Origin of the sequence: Sphingomonas corticis (genome assembly GCF_012035195.1) — a bacterium.
Classification (GTDB): domain Bacteria; phylum Pseudomonadota; class Alphaproteobacteria; order Sphingomonadales; family Sphingomonadaceae; genus Sphingomonas; species Sphingomonas corticis.
On record NZ_JAAVJH010000020.1, the window covers coordinates 13,110 to 30,952 of the forward strand.

23 protein-coding genes are annotated in these 17,843 nt (G+C 64.7%); 16 read left to right on the plus strand and 7 right to left on the minus strand.

Annotation, left to right across the window (positions count from 1 at the left end):
* The 14 genes from HBH26_RS18220 to HBH26_RS18285 all read left to right on the plus strand — a co-directional run bounded on the left by HBH26_RS18220 (window position 1) and on the right by HBH26_RS18285 (window position 8,584).
* A complete protein-coding gene (locus HBH26_RS18220) occupies window positions 1–237 on the plus strand; it encodes a hypothetical protein (protein ID WP_168136072.1) in 237 nt (78 codons plus the stop codon).
* A gap of 314 nt (window positions 238–551) precedes the next feature.
* A complete protein-coding gene (locus tag HBH26_RS18225) occupies window positions 552–1,283 on the plus strand; it encodes a type IV secretion system DNA-binding domain-containing protein (protein WP_168136073.1) in 732 nt (243 codons plus the stop codon).
* Window positions 1,284–1,361: 78 nt separating this feature from the next.
* Window positions 1,362–1,820 (plus strand): hypothetical protein, encoded by a 459-nt coding sequence (locus tag HBH26_RS18230; protein ID WP_125962582.1) that lies wholly within the window; start codon window positions 1,362–1,364, stop codon window positions 1,818–1,820.
* Window positions 1,817–2,299: a hypothetical protein gene (locus HBH26_RS18235; RefSeq protein WP_168136074.1), complete on the plus strand. Its 483-nt coding sequence runs from the start codon at window positions 1,817–1,819 to the stop codon at window positions 2,297–2,299. Before HBH26_RS18230 ends, HBH26_RS18235 begins: the two co-directional genes overlap by 4 nt.
* Window positions 2,286–3,014: a hypothetical protein gene (locus tag HBH26_RS18240; protein WP_168136075.1), complete on the plus strand. Its 729-nt coding sequence runs from the start codon at window positions 2,286–2,288 to the stop codon at window positions 3,012–3,014. The genes HBH26_RS18235 and HBH26_RS18240 overlap by 14 nt, the downstream gene beginning before the upstream one ends.
* 33 nt (window positions 3,015–3,047) lie before the next feature.
* Window positions 3,048–3,644 (plus strand): hypothetical protein, encoded by a 597-nt coding sequence (locus HBH26_RS18245; protein ID WP_168136076.1) that lies wholly within the window; start codon window positions 3,048–3,050, stop codon window positions 3,642–3,644.
* 316 nt (window positions 3,645–3,960) lie between these two features.
* Entirely contained in the window at window positions 3,961–4,290 is a 330-nt protein-coding gene (locus HBH26_RS18250; RefSeq protein ID WP_125962587.1) for a hypothetical protein, read from the plus strand.
* 19 nt (window positions 4,291–4,309) lie between these two features.
* Entirely contained in the window at window positions 4,310–5,140 is an 831-nt protein-coding gene (locus tag HBH26_RS18255) for a CsgG/HfaB family protein (protein WP_338057454.1), read from the plus strand.
* The gene (locus tag HBH26_RS18260; RefSeq protein WP_168136078.1) at window positions 5,137–5,421 is read left to right on the plus strand and encodes a hypothetical protein; all 285 of its coding nucleotides are present in this window, start codon (window positions 5,137–5,139) and stop codon (window positions 5,419–5,421) included. The genes HBH26_RS18255 and HBH26_RS18260 overlap by 4 nt, the downstream gene beginning before the upstream one ends.
* A gap of 2 nt (window positions 5,422–5,423) precedes the next feature.
* Window positions 5,424–5,924 (plus strand): hypothetical protein, encoded by a 501-nt coding sequence (locus tag HBH26_RS18265; protein ID WP_239024922.1) that lies wholly within the window; start codon window positions 5,424–5,426, stop codon window positions 5,922–5,924.
* Complete coding sequence (locus tag HBH26_RS18270; protein WP_168136080.1) at window positions 5,921–6,103, plus strand: hypothetical protein; 183 nt, start codon at window positions 5,921–5,923, stop codon at window positions 6,101–6,103. The genes HBH26_RS18265 and HBH26_RS18270 overlap by 4 nt, the downstream gene beginning before the upstream one ends.
* A gap of 535 nt (window positions 6,104–6,638) precedes the next feature.
* The gene (locus HBH26_RS18275) at window positions 6,639–6,800 is read left to right on the plus strand and encodes a hypothetical protein (RefSeq protein WP_168136081.1); all 162 of its coding nucleotides are present in this window, start codon (window positions 6,639–6,641) and stop codon (window positions 6,798–6,800) included.
* Window positions 6,801–7,758: 958 nt separating this feature from the next.
* Complete coding sequence (locus HBH26_RS18280; RefSeq protein ID WP_168136082.1) at window positions 7,759–8,190, plus strand: hypothetical protein; 432 nt, start codon at window positions 7,759–7,761, stop codon at window positions 8,188–8,190.
* A gap of 214 nt (window positions 8,191–8,404) precedes the next feature.
* Entirely contained in the window at window positions 8,405–8,584 is a 180-nt protein-coding gene (locus HBH26_RS18285; protein WP_168136083.1) for a hypothetical protein, read from the plus strand.
* A 23-nt stretch (window positions 8,585–8,607) separates the two neighbouring features.
* Here the strand turns inward: HBH26_RS18285 and HBH26_RS18290 are convergent, their stop codons facing one another.
* Entirely contained in the window at window positions 8,608–8,952 is a 345-nt protein-coding gene (locus HBH26_RS18290; RefSeq protein WP_168136084.1) for a response regulator, read from the minus strand.
* Between the two features lie 64 nt (window positions 8,953–9,016).
* Entirely contained in the window at window positions 9,017–9,151 is a 135-nt protein-coding gene (locus HBH26_RS21095) for a hypothetical protein (protein WP_275402989.1), read from the minus strand.
* Window positions 9,152–9,242: 91 nt separating this feature from the next.
* Here HBH26_RS21095 and HBH26_RS18295 point away from each other — a divergent pair, with 91 nt between their 5' ends.
* Window positions 9,243–12,452, plus strand: a complete 3,210-nt coding sequence (locus tag HBH26_RS18295; protein ID WP_168136085.1) for a PAS domain-containing protein — start codon at window positions 9,243–9,245, stop codon at window positions 12,450–12,452.
* Window positions 12,453–12,609: 157 nt separating this feature from the next.
* On the opposite strand, the gene HBH26_RS21330 is transcribed toward HBH26_RS18295, so the two are convergent.
* From HBH26_RS21330 to HBH26_RS18315, 4 genes are all read right to left on the minus strand, one after another.
* Complete coding sequence (locus tag HBH26_RS21330) at window positions 12,610–12,828, minus strand: transposase (protein ID WP_420825001.1); 219 nt, start codon at window positions 12,826–12,828, stop codon at window positions 12,610–12,612.
* Window positions 12,797–14,740, minus strand: coding sequence for a nuclease-related domain-containing DEAD/DEAH box helicase (locus HBH26_RS18305; RefSeq protein ID WP_168136087.1), 1,944 nt, complete (start codon window positions 14,738–14,740; stop codon window positions 12,797–12,799). Before HBH26_RS18305 ends, HBH26_RS21330 begins: the two co-directional genes overlap by 32 nt.
* Window positions 14,741–14,870: 130 nt before the next feature.
* The gene (locus HBH26_RS18310) at window positions 14,871–15,173 is read right to left on the minus strand and encodes a hypothetical protein (protein WP_168136088.1); all 303 of its coding nucleotides are present in this window, start codon (window positions 15,171–15,173) and stop codon (window positions 14,871–14,873) included.
* Window positions 15,170–16,006 (minus strand): hypothetical protein, encoded by an 837-nt coding sequence (locus tag HBH26_RS18315; protein WP_168136089.1) that lies wholly within the window; start codon window positions 16,004–16,006, stop codon window positions 15,170–15,172. The genes HBH26_RS18310 and HBH26_RS18315 overlap by 4 nt, the downstream gene beginning before the upstream one ends.
* A 51-nt stretch (window positions 16,007–16,057) precedes the next feature.
* Between HBH26_RS18315 and istA the strand changes: the two genes are divergently transcribed.
* Window positions 16,058–17,554: an IS21 family transposase gene (gene istA, locus HBH26_RS18320; RefSeq protein ID WP_168136090.1), complete on the plus strand. Its 1,497-nt coding sequence runs from the start codon at window positions 16,058–16,060 to the stop codon at window positions 17,552–17,554.
* A 41-nt stretch (window positions 17,555–17,595) separates the two neighbouring features.
* On the opposite strand, the gene HBH26_RS18325 is transcribed toward istA, so the two are convergent.
* Window positions 17,596–17,843: Tn3 family transposase (locus tag HBH26_RS18325; RefSeq protein ID WP_168136091.1), on the minus strand; the 248-nt coding region annotated here is incomplete at its 5' end.

Genomic DNA, 17,843 nt, shown 5'->3' on the forward strand with positions numbered 1-17,843 from the left:
ATGCCGCCATCACCCCCGACGCTCGAACAGGTCCTCGCGATCAAGCACTGGCACCCCTGCGACCTCGATACCCACACGCTCGCCGAATGCAGCCGCCTGGCACGGCACGACCACGCGCTCTCCTGGGGCGCGGAGACGCTCGCGATGGCCGCGATGTTCGGCCTCACCTACCTCGTCCTGCTGCCGCTCGGCCGCGCGCTGCGCGCCACGCGCAACGCACGCGAAACCGCGCGATGAGCCTCGACGATCGCCCGTACATGCGCGGCCGACCGGGACCGGGGCGCACCGTCCGGCTCGATGCGCCGCCCGCCGGGGCGATCGATGCCGAAGCCGTCTCGCGCCCGACGCCGCACAGAGCGCCGCCAGGGCGGGCCATGCCCGACATGGGGCTCCGTGGTCCTCGTCCCGGCAACGCCGTCTGGCGGGGCTCCTTGCGGCTCTGGCGGGGCTGTTCACCCTCGCCTGGGCGATCGGCTGTGCGCTCATCGGCGCCTCGCTCCGCACCGAAGGCGGCACCTTCACCCCTCCAGCCCACGAAAGGTCACCCCGACATGGGGATTAGCTATCCGTTCCGCTTCCGCCGCGAACCCGAACCCGTGCGTGCCAGCCTCACGCTCGCGACTCCGGATACGCTCAACCCGGCGATGCTGGATGCGGTGCGCGCCGGAAGCGGCGACCGGATCGCCGTTATCGGCGACGGCGCGGCGTTCACCGCGCTTGCCGACCAGACGCGCGATCTCCTTATCGATCCCGCGCACGGCAACTGGGACTTCTTCGCCGATCACCCGAGCGACCATGCGCGCTCGTCGGCGGTCGAGGCGTTCCTTCCCGCCGAGCCGCGCATCTGCGCAGGCTACACCGGTGCCTATCGCTACGTGCTGCTGCGCGCGATGGAACATGGCGGAAGAGAGCCCGGAGCCGGACTTGCCGCCGTCCGCGACCTGGTCCGCGCGCTGCCGCCCGAAGCCGTCGCCGAAGCGGCCGGACACGATCCCGCCAACGGCCATGCGCTGCGCTGGGGCATGACCGTGCTGGCCGGCGTCACCGCGCCGCTCCTCGTCATCGCCGATCACGACCCGCGTTTCCCGAGGGTATCGATCGCACGCTGGCTCGCCGGCCCCGCCTCGACGATCCTGTTCGTGCGACACGATCCCGATCGGTCGACCCGTGAGACCGACGCCGTCATCGCCTCGCTGCGCGATCACGCGATGCTCGGGCGGATCGAGGTCGCGACCACGATGGGTCTGTCGCCCGCCCTCTCCGAAGCGGAGCGCGCCTGGTGATGACGGGAACCACAATGCGGATGGGGGTCCATGCCTCCAGCCGAACCGCTTCCACCATCCACGCGCGGCGAGGATGACATGAACGATCACGTTCTCCTGCATCGCGGCGATCTCGAGAGCGCACGGCTGTCGCGCGACCATGCCGATGCGATGCGACGCTTCGTCACCGACCTACGCCCGCTCGCCAGAGCGCTACGGTCGGCCGACGGCAGAGCCTACGACCCCTCCGGCGTGATCCCCGACGTGCGGGCAGCGGTCGAAGAGTGCATCGTCTGTCACGAACGGACGGCAAGCGATCTCGACGGTCGTGCGCTTGCCTATGAGCGCAACGCCGCGTCGCGGACTGCCTCGGCCCGAAAGATGAGTTCCGCCGAGCTGATCCTTGGTCTTGCCCACCGGATATTGCTGTGCGCGGGCGCTGCCGCACTGATGGTCCTCGCATGGCACGCTGTCGAGAAGGTTCGATCGCACCTTCTCGGCCCGACCATAACGACCCCTTCGATCGGCACTCCACGAACCCCGGAGGCTTCGTCATGAAAGTGGAGATCGAGATCGACCCGGACGAGATCGAGCTTGGCGACCTGTTCCGCGAACAGGCTGCCGGCCTTCGCGGCTCTCTCGTCGACCTTCGGCGGATGGTCGGAACGCTGGGATATTACGGACAGGCGGGTGCCGGGGCCACGATGACCCTGGAGGCGATCCGGCAGTCTCTGACCGTGATCATCGAAGCGCAGGGCGACTTCGCGGACGGACTGGACGAGGCAGCCGCGCAGATCGACGAGCGGACCGAACGCATGATCGCCGAAAGCTGGCAGCCCCGGCCCGATCCGCTCCCGCCGGTCGTGATCGTCAACCCGCAGAACGAGCCCACCGCCGCGGAAGGGCTGATCGGTCTCCTTCTTTGCTCAGGATGGGTCGTCGCGGCGCTGATGGGCATTCACGACCTCAAGCAATGGCGCGCCAGCAGCGTCGTTCCGGCCACCACCGTCATGGAGAGCAATCATGGGGCTCGATGACCGCGACTATATGCGTGAGCGATATCGCCAGCGCCAGGGTCTGCCCGCGCAAGGTTTGCGGTGGAACGACCGCAAGACCCGCTGCGAACTCGACGTTCCGCTCGGCAGCGCGTCTTGGGTTTCGGGGTCGGCGAGCAAAGGCTCCTGGTTCGAGGCGAAGAACCGCGGCCACGATTACCAGCGCGGGCGCTGGCGACCGAAGCGATCGTCCGGCACGCTGCGCACCGCGATCGTCGCCGGCGTCGCTGTCGCGCTACTCGCGACCGGTATCGGCGCACGCGGCTGGATCGCGCAGCGCTACGAGGCGCTCGTCTATCCGCAGGGACGCGGCTTCCCCGCCTCCGGCACCGTCAGCGTGCCCGTCGGCCTCGACCTGAAGCGGGTCGTCGCGAAGCTGACCGCGCAGGGCGGTGCCGAGAACACGATCATCCAGATGATCGATGCGAAAACCGGCCGCAATGCCCTGTCGGTCTACATCCGCGCGCATGAACGCGTGACGGTGCCGGTGCCGATCGGGCGCTTCCGCCTGCGCCTCGTCCACGGTCGCGAATGGACGGATGCCAAAACCCTGTTCGGCAAGGGCACGATCCACGACGAGATCGAGGGCACGATGCGCTTCACCCGCAAGCTCGGCCACATCCTCGACCTCGGGCTCGGCCGCGACAGCAACCTCACCGTGCGCCGCATCGCCGCACGACCGGCGCCGCTCGCATGAAGCGGACCCGCGCTCTTCACCCCGGAGGCCGCGATGGGGCTCGCTGACCGTGACTATATGCGTGCCCGCGCTCGCAGCCGCGGCCACGCCCGCACCCAGGCATCGCGGCATGCGGCCGGTCGCGATCGCATCGTCGCGATCGCGCGCGTCGCGATCCCGGTCCTGTCCCTGCTCACATACCTCGTGCTGATGTACGGCGACATGAAGCGCGGTGGCTGGATGCCGGACTGGAAACCGGCGCTGCCGTTTCCCGAGTCCGGCAGCGTCACGGCCGCGCGCGATCTGTCACGCAAGCGCGTCAGCAGCCATCTCGCCGTCCAGACCAGCGATGCCAATGCCGTCGTCCAGCTCTTCGACCCGGACACGGGCGCGCATGCTCTCTCCATCTATGTCGCCGGCAACGACCGGGTCGAGGTCCCCGTCCCGCGAGGCATCTGGAGGGTGCGGCTCGTCGAGGGCAGCAAGTGGCACGGTCCCGCCGACTATTTCGGCCCGAACACGTCGTACGAGACGGTCGTCAACCTGATGACGTTCGACAAGGGCTGGCATCACCGCATCGATCTCAGGCGGCGTCCCGACGGCAACCTGCCGACGCGGCTCATGGTCTCCGGTCCGGAGCCGCTGAAATGACCCCGTTCAACGCGCGTCAGTCCTTTTCCTGTCGCCGGCACGCTCGCGCGTCGTCGCCCGCGACCAACGGCGCGAGGGTCGGATGAGCAACTGGAGTTTCGAGGAAATGGGCGAGTTCGGGTCGGTCGCCGACGCCGACCGCTGGGCCAAGCGGCAAGGCCTCGCCCCGCAGGACGTCCGTATCTCCGCCAAGGGGGGACGGCGTGGAGCTGGAGGTCCGCAGGTCGGCCCTCGGCGATGGTGGCACCCGCCACGACGACCGGCGCGACGGACGTCGCAACGGTTTCTTCTGACAGCAAGGCAAGGAATAACGACAATGAAGGCACGATCCATTTCATCGCTTCTGCTCGCCGGTTTCGCGTTCGCGATGCCGGCAGCAGCAAGCGCGGCGCCGGCCAGCCCGGTCCTGCTCGCGATGGCGAGCTTTGCCGGCGAGACCGCCGGAGCCGACGCCGCGCACCGCGCCGCGGAGAAGACCGCGCACTACCGCGCGCACGCCCACCACAAGGGCAAGTGCAAGGATTGCGCGGACTGCCGGGAGTGTGACGACTGCGACAAGGTGGCGAAGGCGACGCCGACCAACGAGGAACGCGCCGGCATCTGCGACCCGACCACCCATGCCAAGGGAGCGAAGGCCGGTGCGTAACGCTGCCCGTCTTTTCGCCGTGACGGCCGCACTCGCGGCCGTCACCCCTTCCACCCTCCTCGCGCAGAAACTGGGGCAGGGCGGCACCGGCGTCGACGAGACGACCGAGCTTCCGCAATGTCCCGTGCCGCTCGGCGTCGCGGCGCTGGTCGAGGAGAAGACCGCCAATCCGACCGACAGCCTCTCGCCGCAGCTGCAGGCGCTGATGCGGATGGCGGAGATGCAGAACGGCGGATCGACCGCGCGCGTCGATCCGCTGCCGCTGGTCAAGCTGATGATCGCGCGCTCGGGCTGCTTCCGGGTCGCCGATCGCGGCGATGCGTTCACCGCGCTGGAGCGCGAGCGCGCGATCCAGGGCAACACCGCACCGCGCGCCGTCACCAAGGCGGATTACCTCCTTCAGGTGCAGGTGGTCTATTCCGACAGCAAGGCGCGCGAGAGCGGAGGCGGCCTCGGCGGCATGTTCGGAGGGGCGGTCGGCCTCAAGTCCAAGACGATGGAAAGCCAGGTCCTCCTCACGCTCGTCGACGTGAACACCGGCATCCAGGAGGCGGTCGCGAGCGGCTCGGCGCGCAAGAAGGATATCGGCGTCGTGGGCGGCGGGCTGCTGCTCGGGCTCGGGGTCGGCGCGCTCGGCGGCACCTACGCCTCGACCGACATCGGCAAGATTACGAGCCTCGCCATGGTCGATGCCTACAGGAAGCTGATGGTCGATGCCCGACCGAGGCTGGAAGCGAAGCTGGTGCCGGCGAAACCGCCCGCCGTGGTCCCGCCCGCGGCCGCGCCGCTCCCGGCGCAGACCGTGCAGCCGGTGCCGGCACAGCCCGCGACGGGGGTGCCGAAGCGATGATCCGCAAGCGATCGACCAACGTGTCCGCGGACGCGACGACCCGGAACGTGACGGAATGCGCGCGGGTGGTCGCCGGCATCGGGGAGCGGGTGCTTCCCGATGGGCTGGTCGTGTTCCGGGCCGCGCCCGACGATGAGATCGGTACCCGGGCGTTGGCGGCGCTCTGCAAGGGCAAGGGGGTCTGGAATCCGGTCTTCGCGACCTGGATATGTCCGGCCATGATGGCCGGCGAGATCCGTGCAGCGCTGCCCGATGCGGTCCGGCTGGGTCAGCTGCCGTGAACATGATGAGCCTGCCGCGGCCGGTCTGCCCCTATTGCCAGGCGCAGATGCGCCGCTGGCCACTCGGGCAACCGGTCCTGGCATGCGACACCTGCCGGCGACCGATCCTGCGCTACCTCGCGCGGCCCCGCGCGCGCATCTTCCGGCTGCGCCCGGTCTATACCGTCATCCACGCGGTCGCGCTCGTCATCCTGTTCGCCGCGGTCGCGACGGTCGCGTTCGGGGGGCTGGAGACGCGACACGTTATCCTCGCCATCGGGATCCCGATCGCGATGTTCGGCGCGAGCGATATCGCCGATGGCTGGCTGTCATGGCGCACCGGCGTCGATCGCGGCTGGCGCAAGCTGCGGACAGGCAGGGTGGCACGCGCGATCGGCGTTGCGCGCACCGCGTTCGGGGTCGCCGGCGTGGCAGTCGCGGTGATCGGGCTGCTTGCCTATGGCGAACTGCGCCAGCCAACACGACCGGCAGCCCCGTCACTCGCGCAGCAGTCCACGCGGTGACGCCTGCGGCAACACCGACGAACGAACCTCACGAATCGTCATCGGCCGGATCGCCGCAACCCGTTCCGCGTCTCTCGACGCTGCTGTCGCTCGTGCTGTCGGCTGTCCCCGCCCTGGCCATCGCGGGGACCGCGTTCCTCTTTCTCGCGGGTTACACCTATCTCGACACCTATCTGTAGGCGCTTGCAATCATAACGGCGCCTGCTCGCAAACAGCCAGATTTTCTGCTCACGCTATCTGCCACTGGCGCGTGGCAACCTGCTCAAATTATCTGCCAGTGTGCTCGCCATTATCCGGCGCTGCTTGCAAACGAGGCGTCGTGCTCACGCTTTCTACCAGTGGGTTCTCCAAACCCGTCGCCGGCAGACGCTTTTGCGAAGCACGTTTTCAGAACAGTTCTGACAAGCGGCGGGCAGCAGAAATGCGGTGCGGTCATGGCCCGCCGGCAAGGTCGTCAGAAAGGAAGGTTTTCGCGAACAGCGGACGACGCATAGAACGCGCACAGATATACGTTTATGACCGAACCAGTCGAACTGCGCTGGCCTCGATCGTCCCGTTTGGGATGCTGAAGCGGGAAGGCGACAGCTTTCTCGCAACCCATGATCGGTGAGAATGCGGGCTGTCTCACGACGGCCGCGATGCTTGCAACGGCGCGTACAAACCGTGGCAATGGCCGATAGCCGTCGTCGGCGCGGCGCAAGGGAGACACGAATAATGAGCGTCTTTGACGGCTTTGCCCGACCTCCATGCGCCGAAACGCTCGGTTGGCAGCTCGTCGAAGTTGGTTCCGACAGCCCCTTACTTGCGTTGAAGGCTGCTCAATTGCTCGGACGTCCCGTCGAAGAGCTGTTCTGCCTTGACCCGCTCGAATGCTGACATGGGTCAGCAGCCATTTCCGATTGAGATCCTAACGGGAATGAGCTGACCGTCCCGCTGCCGTTCGCTTTTTTGGGAAGTACCGTCAGATGTCCGTTTCCGGACACCCGAGCGCTGCGGCTCGCCATAAGCGGCTCAAAGTCCAGTGATTTTGATGCTCCGGTCGATCATGACATACTGCACGCCGCCATATCACGCATAGGGGGCATAGTGCGGCAACAGGTCTGTTCCATTCTTGGCATAGCGTTGATGGTGGGGGCTGCCTGTAGTGCAGCGCATGGCAATCAACCGAAGGACTGGCCTGCGATTCTTCGGGAAGACGCTCAGGCGTTTCACGACTTAATAGGCCAGAATCATCCAGGTCCGGCGAACACGCTTGACCTACGCTTCACTTATTTAACAACCTGATTAATTTCAACCGATCCTAAAGAGCTTCCAAAGTGTCTTTATGAAACCTCACCTCTTGATCGTCGCGATACTCGCCTGCGCTGGCTGCGCGGCCAAGCCCATCGCGCTGCATCTTCCTGTTCGCTCCTTCACTCCAGACATAGCCCTGACCGCCCTTGCCAAGGGCAGGCTGACGGTTCGCGACGGCTGTATACGGATCGGCGATGCGCTGGTTATCTGGCCGCTCGGGTCGCGCCTCGTAAAGGAAGGTAGTGGGCAGTTCGTTGTTACGAGCGACGGGCGTCGATACGCTGTTGGCTCCTACGTGTCGCTAGGTGGCGGCGGCAGTGCCTCGCCGCCGATTGGACTCGCAGCACCCTTACCACCTGATTGCGATGGCCCGTTTTTCAGCTCGAATTAAGCCGCTGCTTCCCAAAACTCGATCGAGTTTCGGAAATTAGGACGAAGATGGTCAGCCTGGTCTATACGGTCGCGTAGTTGGCGGCTGCAATTAACAAGGGTCGTAATGGCGATGCGGGAATGCCGTCTAGAGAGCTATATCTGGCTTTGCATGTCAGTGACAATGGCGACCCTTGTAACTGCTTGTAGTCAAGAAAAGGTTCGCCATTCATATTTCTCCGAGTACAAGCCATTCGGTCTTGAGGAGCGATCACACTTTTCCAAGTATAAGGAAGTCGTAGAATCATACCTACACCAAAAAGCCCCCGGCGTCGACACCCATGCCTGTGTTCTAGGCCTGACCCGAGGACCTCGGGACACTGAAGCAGTGTGGGTCATTTGGCGTGAAGGCGATCGAGTCATTCGATGGTTCGCAGGTGAAGATAACCTTGATCTGTCGCCGCGCAACCTCAGCCTGACCAATGACATCGTTCCTACTGATGCCGATATTGGAACCAGCACCTATCTTGAAAGTCAGCCGTGGGTAGATGAATTAGAGCGGCTGTGTGAAGAACATGGTCATGGTGTGACTGCGACCGATTAACTATCCAACGAGACATCAGATGTTATTTTCTCGACTTGGAAGGGCCAGCGAGACGGCTGGCGCGTTCCCATTGGGATGGTAAATTGGGAAAGTGTGTGGCCTCCCACAACTCATACCGGGTGATGGCCGTCACCCATAAAGGTGCGCTTTACCCAAGGGTTGGATGTCGCAGCGTCGCCGGTTACGATGCCCTATGCTCAACCTTCTCGCCCGAATGAACGACGCGTTTGCCGCTGGGCAGTCGCTTGGCGCCTTGCGCAAGGGAACGGCTATCGACTGTCCGATTGACCATTCGGAAATCATGTTGCGTCTGAGCTGGATGGACGGTTTCAGCAAGGGGCGGTGCATTCTGGCGAAAGCCGCGGACTGGGGCGAGCTGTCGATCTGGCAATAGCCGATGACGCTAGGCGTCTCCACCTACACCATCTGACGAAACGCGTGCTTCAGCTCGCTTTCCCGGACCGGCTTGCCGAGAATGATCCCCGGCGGATTGCAGGGGTGGCACTCGGCAGGCGTCGCGCTGATGAAAATGACCGGCATCTCTCCGAGGCGGGCATGAATCCGGGCCACAGCCGCGGGTCCGGTGCCTTCAACCAGATTTACGTCCGAGGTTATCAGCCCGGGCGGGTGAGCGAGCGCGGCAGCAACCGCCTCTGCCTCCGTCACCGCAAAGTCGAACGAGGTGGCACCCGCCTCCTCCAGCATGGTCTGGATGTTCATGGCGATGAACGGTTCGTCTTCGATAATCAGTACGTGACACATTCACCGGCTCCGACCTGGAGCTTGGTAACGCAGGTTAGGGGCGTTAGGCGCCCGGCCATAGTCATTAATTCAGCCGCTTGTCCGGCCTCACCCCCTTCACCCGTGCGGTCGAAACGGCGAAGATGTTGGCCGTTTGTTCATTCGCTGCTAGATGTCGGCGGTCGCGGGCGAGCGGGGGGCTGCTGCGATGGATCGCCATCCACGACCCTCCTTTCCAACGATAACGACGAGCAGTGCCGACACGACAAGAGGAAGCCGGCGCAAGGCCGGAAACGAACGAAACCGATCGCTTGGCGGCCCTTCGCCGGCACGACATCTTGGACACGCCGACCGACCGGAAGTTCGACCGGATCGTCGCGCTGGTGCAGAACATCTGCCGCGTGCCGATCGCGCTGGTCAGCCTGGTCGACGTCGACCGGCAATGGTTCAAGGCGAGGGGCGGCGTCGACATCGACCAGACGGCGCTCGACACGTCCGTCTGCGCGCTCGCCATTCGCCAGCGCGACGTGTTCCAGATCGACGACCTGACGGCCGATCCGCGCACAGCGTCGATGTCACTGGTGACCGGCGCACCGTATCTGCGCTTCTATGCCGGAGCGCCGCTCGTCACCCAAGACGGCCAAGCGCTGGGCAGCCTCTGCGCGATCGACACCGCGGCCCGGCCGGGAGGGCTGGACGCGGCGCAACGCGAGGCGCTGTCGCTGCTTGCCGAGCAGGTCGTCGAGCTGATCGAGAACCGCGACGCCATCCGCGAGCGCGATCACGCGATGGCGATGGATCATGCGTCGCGACGCCTCCAGGCGACCGAGGACCGGTATCAAGCGATCGTCGACTCCGCGATCGACAACGCCATCATCGCGATGGACGCCGACGGCATCGTCACGAGCTGGAGCGCCGGCGCCGAGCGCATCTTCGGGTGGACCGAGGCGGAGATGCTCGGCAGCCCCGCCGATCGCTTCTTCACGCCGGAGGATTGCGAGGCGGGCATTCCCGATCGCGAGTTCCGGATCGCGCGGAAGGAAGGCCGCGCCTCGGACGAGCGCTGGCATATCCGCAAGGACGGCAGCCGCTTCTACGCGCACGGCGCGATGACGCCGCTGCTCGGCGCCGACGATCCCGGCTTCGTCAAGGCGGTGCGCGACATCACCGCCGAGCACGAGACGAAGGTCGCGCTCGAGGATGCGCGGCGCACCGCGGAAGTCGTGACCACGGCCGCGCGCCTCGGCACGTTCGACTATGATCTGATCCACGACGTTCTGACCTGGGACGATGGCGCGCGGGCCTTGTTCGGCCTGCCGCCCGGAGCGCCGGTCAGCTACCAGGAAGCGTTCCTGCGGGGCGTCCACCCCGACGATCGCGCCGGTGCCGACGCCGCGGTGCAGTCGTCGCTCGATCCCGCAGGCGATGGCCTGTTCGAGACCGAGTACCGCACGATCGGGATCGAGGACGGCAAGCTGCGCCACATCGCCGCACGCGGGCAGACGTTCTTCGAGGATGGTCGCGCCGCACGGTTGATCGGCACCATCCACGACGTCACCGACGCGCGGCTCGCGGAGGCGAAGCTGCGCGAAACCGAGCAGCGGCTGCGCTTCGCCAACCGCGCGACCAACGATGCGATCTGGGACTGGGACCTGGTGCGTAATCACGTCACCTGGAACGAGGCGATCGAGCGGTCCTATGGCCATCGCCTTGCCGATGTCGAACCGACAGGCGATTGGTGGATCGACCACATCCACACCGAGGATCGCGGCCGGATCGATGCCAGCATCCATGCCGTCATTGATGGCGGAGGCACGGACTGGGCCGACAGCTACCGGTTCCGGCGTGCCGATGGCAGCTATGCCGACATCCGGGATCGCGGCTTCGTCATCCGTAGCGATGCCGGCGATCCCCTGCGCATGATCGGAGCCATGCTGGACGACAGCGAGCGGATGTCGCGAGAGAGGCAGCTTCGCGACGAGGCAGTCAATTTGGCCGAGCAGGTTGAGGTCAGCACCGCAGAGCTGGAAAGGTTGTGGAGCGCATCGCCTGACCTGATCGTCGTCGCCAGCACCGAAGGCGTCTATTCTCAGGCGAACCCCGCCTGGATGACGATCCTCGGCTACGAGGAGGTCGAGGTCATCGGCCGTGCCGCCACGGACTTCATCCATCCCGATGATGTCGCATCCACAGCCCGGGCGCTCGCCATCGCGCAGGTCGGCGAGCTGCCGCCCTACGTCTGCCGCTTCCGGCACAAGGACGGCAGCTATCGCTGGATATCGTGGGCCGCAGCCCCCGATCGCGGCGAAATCTTCGCGATCGGTCGCGACGTGACCGCCTCGCGCGAGGCGGACGAGGTGCTGCGTCAGACCGAGGATGCGCTGCGCCAGTCGCAGAAGGTAGAGGCGGTCGGCCAGCTCACCGGCGGTGTCGCCCACGACTTCAACAACCTGCTGACCGTCATCCGCGGCTCGGTCGATCTGCTGCGACGGCCGGGCCTCAGCGACGAGAAGCGCGTCCGGTATGTCGATGCGATCGCCGACACGGCCGACCGCGCGACGAAGCTCACTGCCCAGTTGCTAGCCTTCGCCCGCCGCCAGACCTTGCAACCGCAGGTCTTCGATGCGGCAGCGAGCATCGCGTCCCTGCAAGGGATGCTGCCGACGCTGACGGGATCACGAATCGAAACCCGCTATGACCTGCCGGAGCAGCCGACGCTCGTGCTGGCCGATCCCAGCCAGTTCGACACCGCGATCGTCAACATGGCGGTGAATGCGCGCGACGCGATGAACGGCGAAGGCAGTCTCGCCATCAAGGTCGAGATGGTGAGCGAACTGCCGGCATTGCGCAATCACGCCGCGATCCAACAGGATCATGTGGCCATCTCCATCGCCGATATCGGCACTGGTATCCCCGCGGAACGGATTGAGCAGATTTTCGAGCCGTTCTTCACCACCAAGGGTGTAGGCCACGGTACAGGGCTGGGCCTCAGCCAGGTGTTCGGTTTCGCCAAGCAATCCGGGGGCGATGTCGGGGTCGATAGCGAGGTGGGACGTGGGACGACGTTCACGCTCTACCTGCCGCTGGCGACCGCGGAAAAGCCGGCAGACATTGCCGAACGTCTATCGCTCCAGCCTCTGGAAGCGGGGACGTGCATCCTCGTCGTCGAGGATAATCGGGAAGTGGGCGAGTTCGCTACCCAGGCGCTCTCGGAACTGGGCCTCGGCTCACATTGGGTCGCGGATGCCGATGCGGCGCTCGTCGAGCTGGACCGTTCGCCCGATCGCTATCATGCCGTCTTTACCGATGTCGTCATGCCCGGACGCTCAGGCATCGAACTGGCGGACGAGATAGCCCGGCTTCATCCGCAGCTCCCGGTGGTGCTGACCAGCGGGTACAGCAATGTCCTGGCGCAGGAAGGCACCAAGGGGTTGCGGTTGCTGCGCAAGCCCTATTCCATCGAGGAGTTGGCCGAGGTGCTGGCCGAGGCGACCAATCAACCGGTGAAGGGTGGCAGTTAGGTCCAGTCGCCTCATTCCCGCTTGGGATCGAATAGCGGGACGCTCTCAGCCGTCCCAAATGGCGTGATGTGGGACTTTCCGGTCGTTCCTACGTGGTACATCGGAAGGCAGGCCTTGTCAGGAGCAGACATCCTACGCCAGGTTGGCTTTTAGCAGCTCAGCAAGCCTCGGTCTTCGTTGGCGCCGTCAGGATGCGTGTCCAGATGCCGTTACGTGTCCAGCGATTGTAGGCCGTCGTCGATGGACCATACTCGGACGGGCAATCGGCCCAACGGCCACCCCACCTGAGCATGTGTACGTTGCCCGAGATCGCCCGACGATAATCCAAGCGCAGCGCGCTGGTTTCAGTTGGCCATCTCGCTGTAACGTTCGCCAAATTCGGCGAGGTCAGGATCCGAGCAGACGACGATGATATGACTGCCAGCGGGATGACGCTTCAGGCGGGTAAGCGCGACGTAAATCCCTGCGCGGGTTTCGCTGCCGTGGGCGCTACCGATGTAGACCACGAGAAGGCGCGTTTCCCAGCCCTTGAAGCTGTGGAAGGTAGTGGCTTTGATGCGTGGCTGACCCATCCAGAACGCCATTTTAAGGCGACCTTCTATCGCCTTGTCGTGGTCGTATGTGTGGGCGATATTGTGCCTGTATCCGGTGTATGTTTCCAATTCATCGACCACCATCCGACCATGATCAATGGAATCGCATAGAAAAACGATGTCAGTGTTGGACGTGCCATTGTCCTTTACGTTGAACTTCATCTGATGCACCGCATAAGTGCACTTGGCGATAGCTTCTTGCTCGGAGCATTGGATCCAGCGAACCGAACTTCGGTCGAGTTCGAGGCTGCTCTGGTCGGGTTCGGCCAAGTTGCGAGTTTCCGGGGGCAAGTAACGCGTGGCGAAGTCGCTGGCGAGGCGAAGGGCATCGGAAGGGACGCGATAGCCGAGCTTGAGTTCCGCCCAGTCCCCCTTGAACCCGGCGCCGGACATCGCTTCCTCAGTCCAGTTCCTGGCTGTGCCATAGAGGTCCTGGGTGACGTCAGCGACCAGCACCATTTCCCCATCCGGGCGGCAGATATCGCGTAAGGCAGCCCACCAGTGCGGCAGGAAGTCCTGCCCCTCGTCGACAAGCACGGCATCGGCCTGTTCAAACCGGCTCACAGCCTTGGCGGCCTCCCTGGCAAGGCGTGGTACCTGGTCATTCAGTATCGGGCCGCTGATTGCGCTGATCCTCCGCTTCTTCTCCCTGGCATCAAGACCGGGCGCGCTCTGGATTGCCGCAATTGGTTCCATGATTGCAGCATATCGATCGAGAAACCCTTGATGCTCGATCCGTTGGTCCTGGCAGACATCCTTGCACCACTCGTGGAAATGCGTGAACGTCACATACGTCATCGGGTCCGGCACGGATCTGCCGCTCGTTACTAGGTCTTGCAGGCCCCGCACGATCAAGTCGCGCAGGTAGTGCCACAGCGTGACGTTGAACGATACGACGAGGACCGCTTTGCCCTCGCTGGCGAGCCGGGCGGCGCGGGCGGCCAGCACCACCGATTTGCCCGATCCCGTAGGCCCCTTAATGCGGCGATAGCCCGATCGGGTGCGCGTCTCGGCTAGGGTGCGTTGGTGGCTGTCCATAACCAGCGGCTCTCGCTGTGTTTTCCCGAAATCGGGTTCAACGAGCCATTTCCGCAAGTCATCGGCGTGATCAGGCCGCATGACGGAGCGCTTGTCGGGGTTGAGCAGCGGCATCCAGCGCTGCAAACCCTCTGCCGTCAGGTCTTCCATTCCGGCGACGGGGAACCAATGGTCGCGGCTCTGAAGTTCCTTTTCCTTCAGGAATGACGTTTGCAGTTCGAGGACCCGGTCGCGCGGGGCAAACGGGAAGATCACGATGGGGCTGACTGCGCCAAATCCGGCCCGCTCGGGCAAGCGCGGGCAGTAGATGTTGAAGATTTCCCTCTTGTATCTCCGGATCGTGGTGAACGGGTTCGGGATGGGAAACTCCTGGCCATCTTTCCGGGCGCAGAGTTCGTGGTGCCCATTGTCGCGGGATTTAACGAAGTAGTCCATCGCGTCGAGGTTCCAGTCCTTCACCTCGACCACGACGATGCCGACATTAGGGTTCAGGATAACGAAATCCGGTCGCAAGCCGTTCAGGTGGGGCTGAAGGTAAATCTCCCAAGCTTCGTCCAGTTCGCGATCGAGCAGGTCGAAAATCCGGCGCTCGCCAGCGGTCAGCGGCTGCCTGAGACTGTCGAGCACGTTCCGGGGCGGATCAACGATGCGGGACATGGGAGACCTTTCGAGTGAATTCAGAGGGTAATATTCCAAAACGCTTAATCGAGCCTTTGCCGATCGTTTCCGCGGCTTGGTTCGGGCCGGATGAGCCGCAAACATGCCATCGATCTCGGGGCCCTTCGTGTCAGTGTCGCCAGGCCGCGGTCACGACGAGGCCGTTATCGGCGACGATCACATAAGCACTCCGGGCGCGTTCAAGACGCCGGGCGGCAGGGCCCATCGCGTCGACGAACCGCCGCCAAGTGCGATCGGTGAAGGAATAGCTGAAGCATCCCCCACATGCGTGGCGCTCCTTGCCGAAGTCGATGACGGCATCGATGATGTCCGGAGACATGCTGCGTTGCTGGCTGCGCAGCGCCGCGTGTTTGCTGAGTTTCGTGCCCGGGACGGCGCACGAGGCGAGACGGCGGCGATCGATCGGGTTCACTGGCTGCCTCCCTCGAACGCAGCCTTTGATGCGGCACGATGGGCCTGAAGTTCCTCGAACCGCTCGACGTCGGCATTGGTGCAAGGGTAAACGGGTTTGGGCTCGTGGGCGAACAGCCGGAGGCTGCCGAAAGGGTGCGGGTACCGCGCATCGTCAATGAAGCGGGCTTCTGCGAAGGGATTGGCGCGGGCCTCCTCGATCATCTTGCCTGAGTAGTAGGCGGGATACCAGTTTGCCGGATGGCAAAGCGCGGCTGTCAGTTCCTCATATTCCTGCGCCCGTTCGGGATGCTCCCGTTCGTAGCCCTGGCGCCACAGGTCGAGCCTTGCCTGACTTGCTCGCCGCCGGTCCTCGAGCATCGCGCGGTGCGCGGCCGCTTGGTCGGCCAGATCCTTGCGAATGATCTCGGCTAGCTGGTTAAGGTCGCCCTTGCTCGCGATCTGGGCCTTGTCGATGCTGGTGGAGAAGCGCAACTCCCCCCGTACCAGCCTGCGGATGATTTCCGGATCTCCCTCCGCGACGAGATCGAGCAAAGCAACGTGGGGATTGAAGCCATCGGCGTCGGGTACATGGCCCGGCCAGTCTTGTTGCCACATGTCGATGCTGACCTGATTGCCGGCCTGTGCGACCATCCGGCGCAACGCCTCCCAGAAAAGATTGCGCGAGTTGGCCATGGAGCCATGCTTGGGTTCGAGCCCGAAGCATATGTGATTATTGGCTGCCTTGCGATCGAGATCCAGACCTTCAACGTCGTCCGCGTTCCCAAACTGTGGATCGGCGTGGAAAAGGGACCCCGTTAGCGGGGTGATCGGCGTCGAAAAGGGACCCCTCATCCTGGTGTTCTAGGCTGTTCGCTTGGCGGTGTGTCAGGCGGCGAGATCGGGATGCTGGTATTGGAGACGGTGTTGAGAATCCGGCGCGAGCACGCGTCGGGCAAGGCCATCAAGGCGATAGCGCGGGACCTGCACCTGTCGCGCAAGGTGGTGCGCAAGGCGATCCGGGCGCCGGAAGCGGACATGGGTTATCGGCGAGAGGTGCAGCCGCTGCCGAAGCTGGGGCCGTTTCAGGCGCGACTGGATGCGTTGCTGGAGGAAGATGAGGCACGGCCGCGGCGCGAGAAGCTGCGCCTCACGCGCATCCACGACCTGCTGCTACGCGAGGGGTTCGATGGCTCGTACGACGCGGTTCGCCGTTATGCGGCGCGCTGGCGGCAGGCGCAGCGTCGCGACGTGATGAATGCGCCGGCGTTCATCCCGCTGCTGTTCCGGCCGGGCGAGGCTTACCAGTTTGACTGGAGCCACGAGGACGTCGAGATCTCGGGCAAGCCGATGCGCGTGAAGGTCGCGCATGTCCGGCTGTGCGCGTCGCGGGCAATGTATGTGCGGGCCTATCCCCGCGAGACACAGGAGATGCTGTTCGACGCGCATGCACGGGCGTTTGCTTTCTTCGGAGGCGTGCCGACGCGCGGCATCTACGACAACATGAAGACGGCGGTGACGAGCGTGTTCACCGGCAAGGAGCGGGTCTTCAACCGTCGCTTCCTGGTCATGGCCAACCATTACATGGTCGAGTCGACCGCCTGCTCGCCGGCGTCGGGCTGGGAGAAAGGTCAGGTCGAGAACCAGGTGCAGACCGCACGCGGTCGCTTCTTCCAGCCGCGCCTGCGATTTACCGGCCTCGAGGAGTTGAACGGCTGGCTGGAGGCGGAGTGTCGGCGCTGGGCAGAGTTGCACCAGCATCCCGAGCAGAAGGAGCTGACGGTCGCCCAGGCATGGGCAGCAGAACGGGCGGTGCTCCAGCCTGTTGTCGCACCCTTCGACGGCTTCCACGAGAGCGAGCATGCGGTAAGCGGCACATGCCTCATCAGCTTCGACCGCAACCGCTATTCCGTTTCTGCCAGGGTGGTGCGACGTGCCGTCCAGGTCCGCGCCTATGCCGACCGCATCGTCGTGCGCTGCGACGGTGAAGTCGTCGCCGACCATCCCCGGTTCTTCGGCCGCGACCGGACCATCTACGACCCGTGGCACTATCTGCCGGTGCTGGTGACCAAGCCGGGTGCCCTGCGCAACGGCGCACCGTTCCAGGGCTGGGAGTTGCCGCCTGCGCTGGCACGACTGCGGCGCAAGCTTGGCACCGGCGACGATGCCGACCGGCGGTTCGTGCGGGTGCTGGCAGCGGTGCTCGACGACGGGCTGGAGGCGGTAGAAGTGGCCGTGCGCGAAGCATTGCTGGCCGGCGTCGCCAGCGACGACGTCATCGTCAACATCCTGGCCCGCCGGCGCGAACCGCCGCGACCGCTGACTATTGTCACGCCAGAAGATCTGGCGCTGCGCCATCCGCCCCGTGCCGACTGCAACCGGGGAGCACCTCAAGGTTTGTGACACGGACAGCGGTAAGCTGAACAGGTAGCGAACAGGGCGGCTCAGGCCACCTTGGCTCCGGGTCCGCCGGCGATGTTGAGTGCGCGGTAGCCGTCTTGATCGAGCTCGGCAGCGGCGTTTTGCCAGAGGTAATCGCCGGTCAGGCTGATGTGTCGCCAGCCTAGCGGGGCTACATGGGCGAGCAGCTCGTCGGGCGCGGGCTCGCCGCTGGCGCGCAGATGCTCGACGGCGCGGCCCATGTAAAGCGTGTTCCAGTACACGATCGCGGCGGTGACCAGCGTCAGCCCGG

Excerpts from the sequence above, each read along its gene's own strand:
- HBH26_RS18220 (WP_168136072.1), top strand. The coding sequence starts at position 1 with ATGCCGCCATCACCCCCGACGCTCGAACAGGTCCTCGCGATCAAGCAC.
- HBH26_RS18225 (WP_168136073.1), top strand. The coding sequence starts at position 552 with ATGGGGATTAGCTATCCGTTCCGCTTCCGCCGCGAACCCGAACCCGTG.
- HBH26_RS18230 (WP_125962582.1), top strand. The coding sequence starts at position 1,362 with ATGAACGATCACGTTCTCCTGCATCGCGGCGATCTCGAGAGCGCACGG.
- HBH26_RS18235 (WP_168136074.1), top strand. The coding sequence starts at position 1,817 with ATGAAAGTGGAGATCGAGATCGACCCGGACGAGATCGAGCTTGGCGAC.
- HBH26_RS18240 (WP_168136075.1), top strand. The coding sequence starts at position 2,286 with ATGGGGCTCGATGACCGCGACTATATGCGTGAGCGATATCGCCAGCGC.
- HBH26_RS18245 (WP_168136076.1), top strand. The coding sequence starts at position 3,048 with ATGGGGCTCGCTGACCGTGACTATATGCGTGCCCGCGCTCGCAGCCGC.
- HBH26_RS18250 (WP_125962587.1), top strand. The coding sequence starts at position 3,961 with ATGAAGGCACGATCCATTTCATCGCTTCTGCTCGCCGGTTTCGCGTTC.
- HBH26_RS18260 (WP_168136078.1), top strand. The coding sequence starts at position 5,137 with ATGATCCGCAAGCGATCGACCAACGTGTCCGCGGACGCGACGACCCGG.
- HBH26_RS18265 (WP_239024922.1), top strand. The coding sequence starts at position 5,424 with ATGATGAGCCTGCCGCGGCCGGTCTGCCCCTATTGCCAGGCGCAGATG.
- HBH26_RS18275 (WP_168136081.1), top strand. The coding sequence starts at position 6,639 with ATGAGCGTCTTTGACGGCTTTGCCCGACCTCCATGCGCCGAAACGCTC.
- HBH26_RS18280 (WP_168136082.1), top strand. The coding sequence starts at position 7,759 with ATGTCAGTGACAATGGCGACCCTTGTAACTGCTTGTAGTCAAGAAAAG.
- HBH26_RS18285 (WP_168136083.1), top strand. The coding sequence starts at position 8,405 with ATGAACGACGCGTTTGCCGCTGGGCAGTCGCTTGGCGCCTTGCGCAAG.
- HBH26_RS18290 (WP_168136084.1), bottom strand. The coding sequence starts at position 8,952 with ATGTGTCACGTACTGATTATCGAAGACGAACCGTTCATCGCCATGAAC.
- HBH26_RS21095 (WP_275402989.1), bottom strand. The coding sequence starts at position 9,151 with ATGGCGATCCATCGCAGCAGCCCCCCGCTCGCCCGCGACCGCCGACAT.
- HBH26_RS18305 (WP_168136087.1), bottom strand. The coding sequence starts at position 14,740 with ATGTCCCGCATCGTTGATCCGCCCCGGAACGTGCTCGACAGTCTCAGG.
- HBH26_RS18315 (WP_168136089.1), bottom strand. The coding sequence starts at position 16,006 with ATGAGGGGTCCCTTTTCGACGCCGATCACCCCGCTAACGGGGTCCCTT.
- istA (WP_168136090.1), top strand. The coding sequence starts at position 16,058 with ATGCTGGTATTGGAGACGGTGTTGAGAATCCGGCGCGAGCACGCGTCG.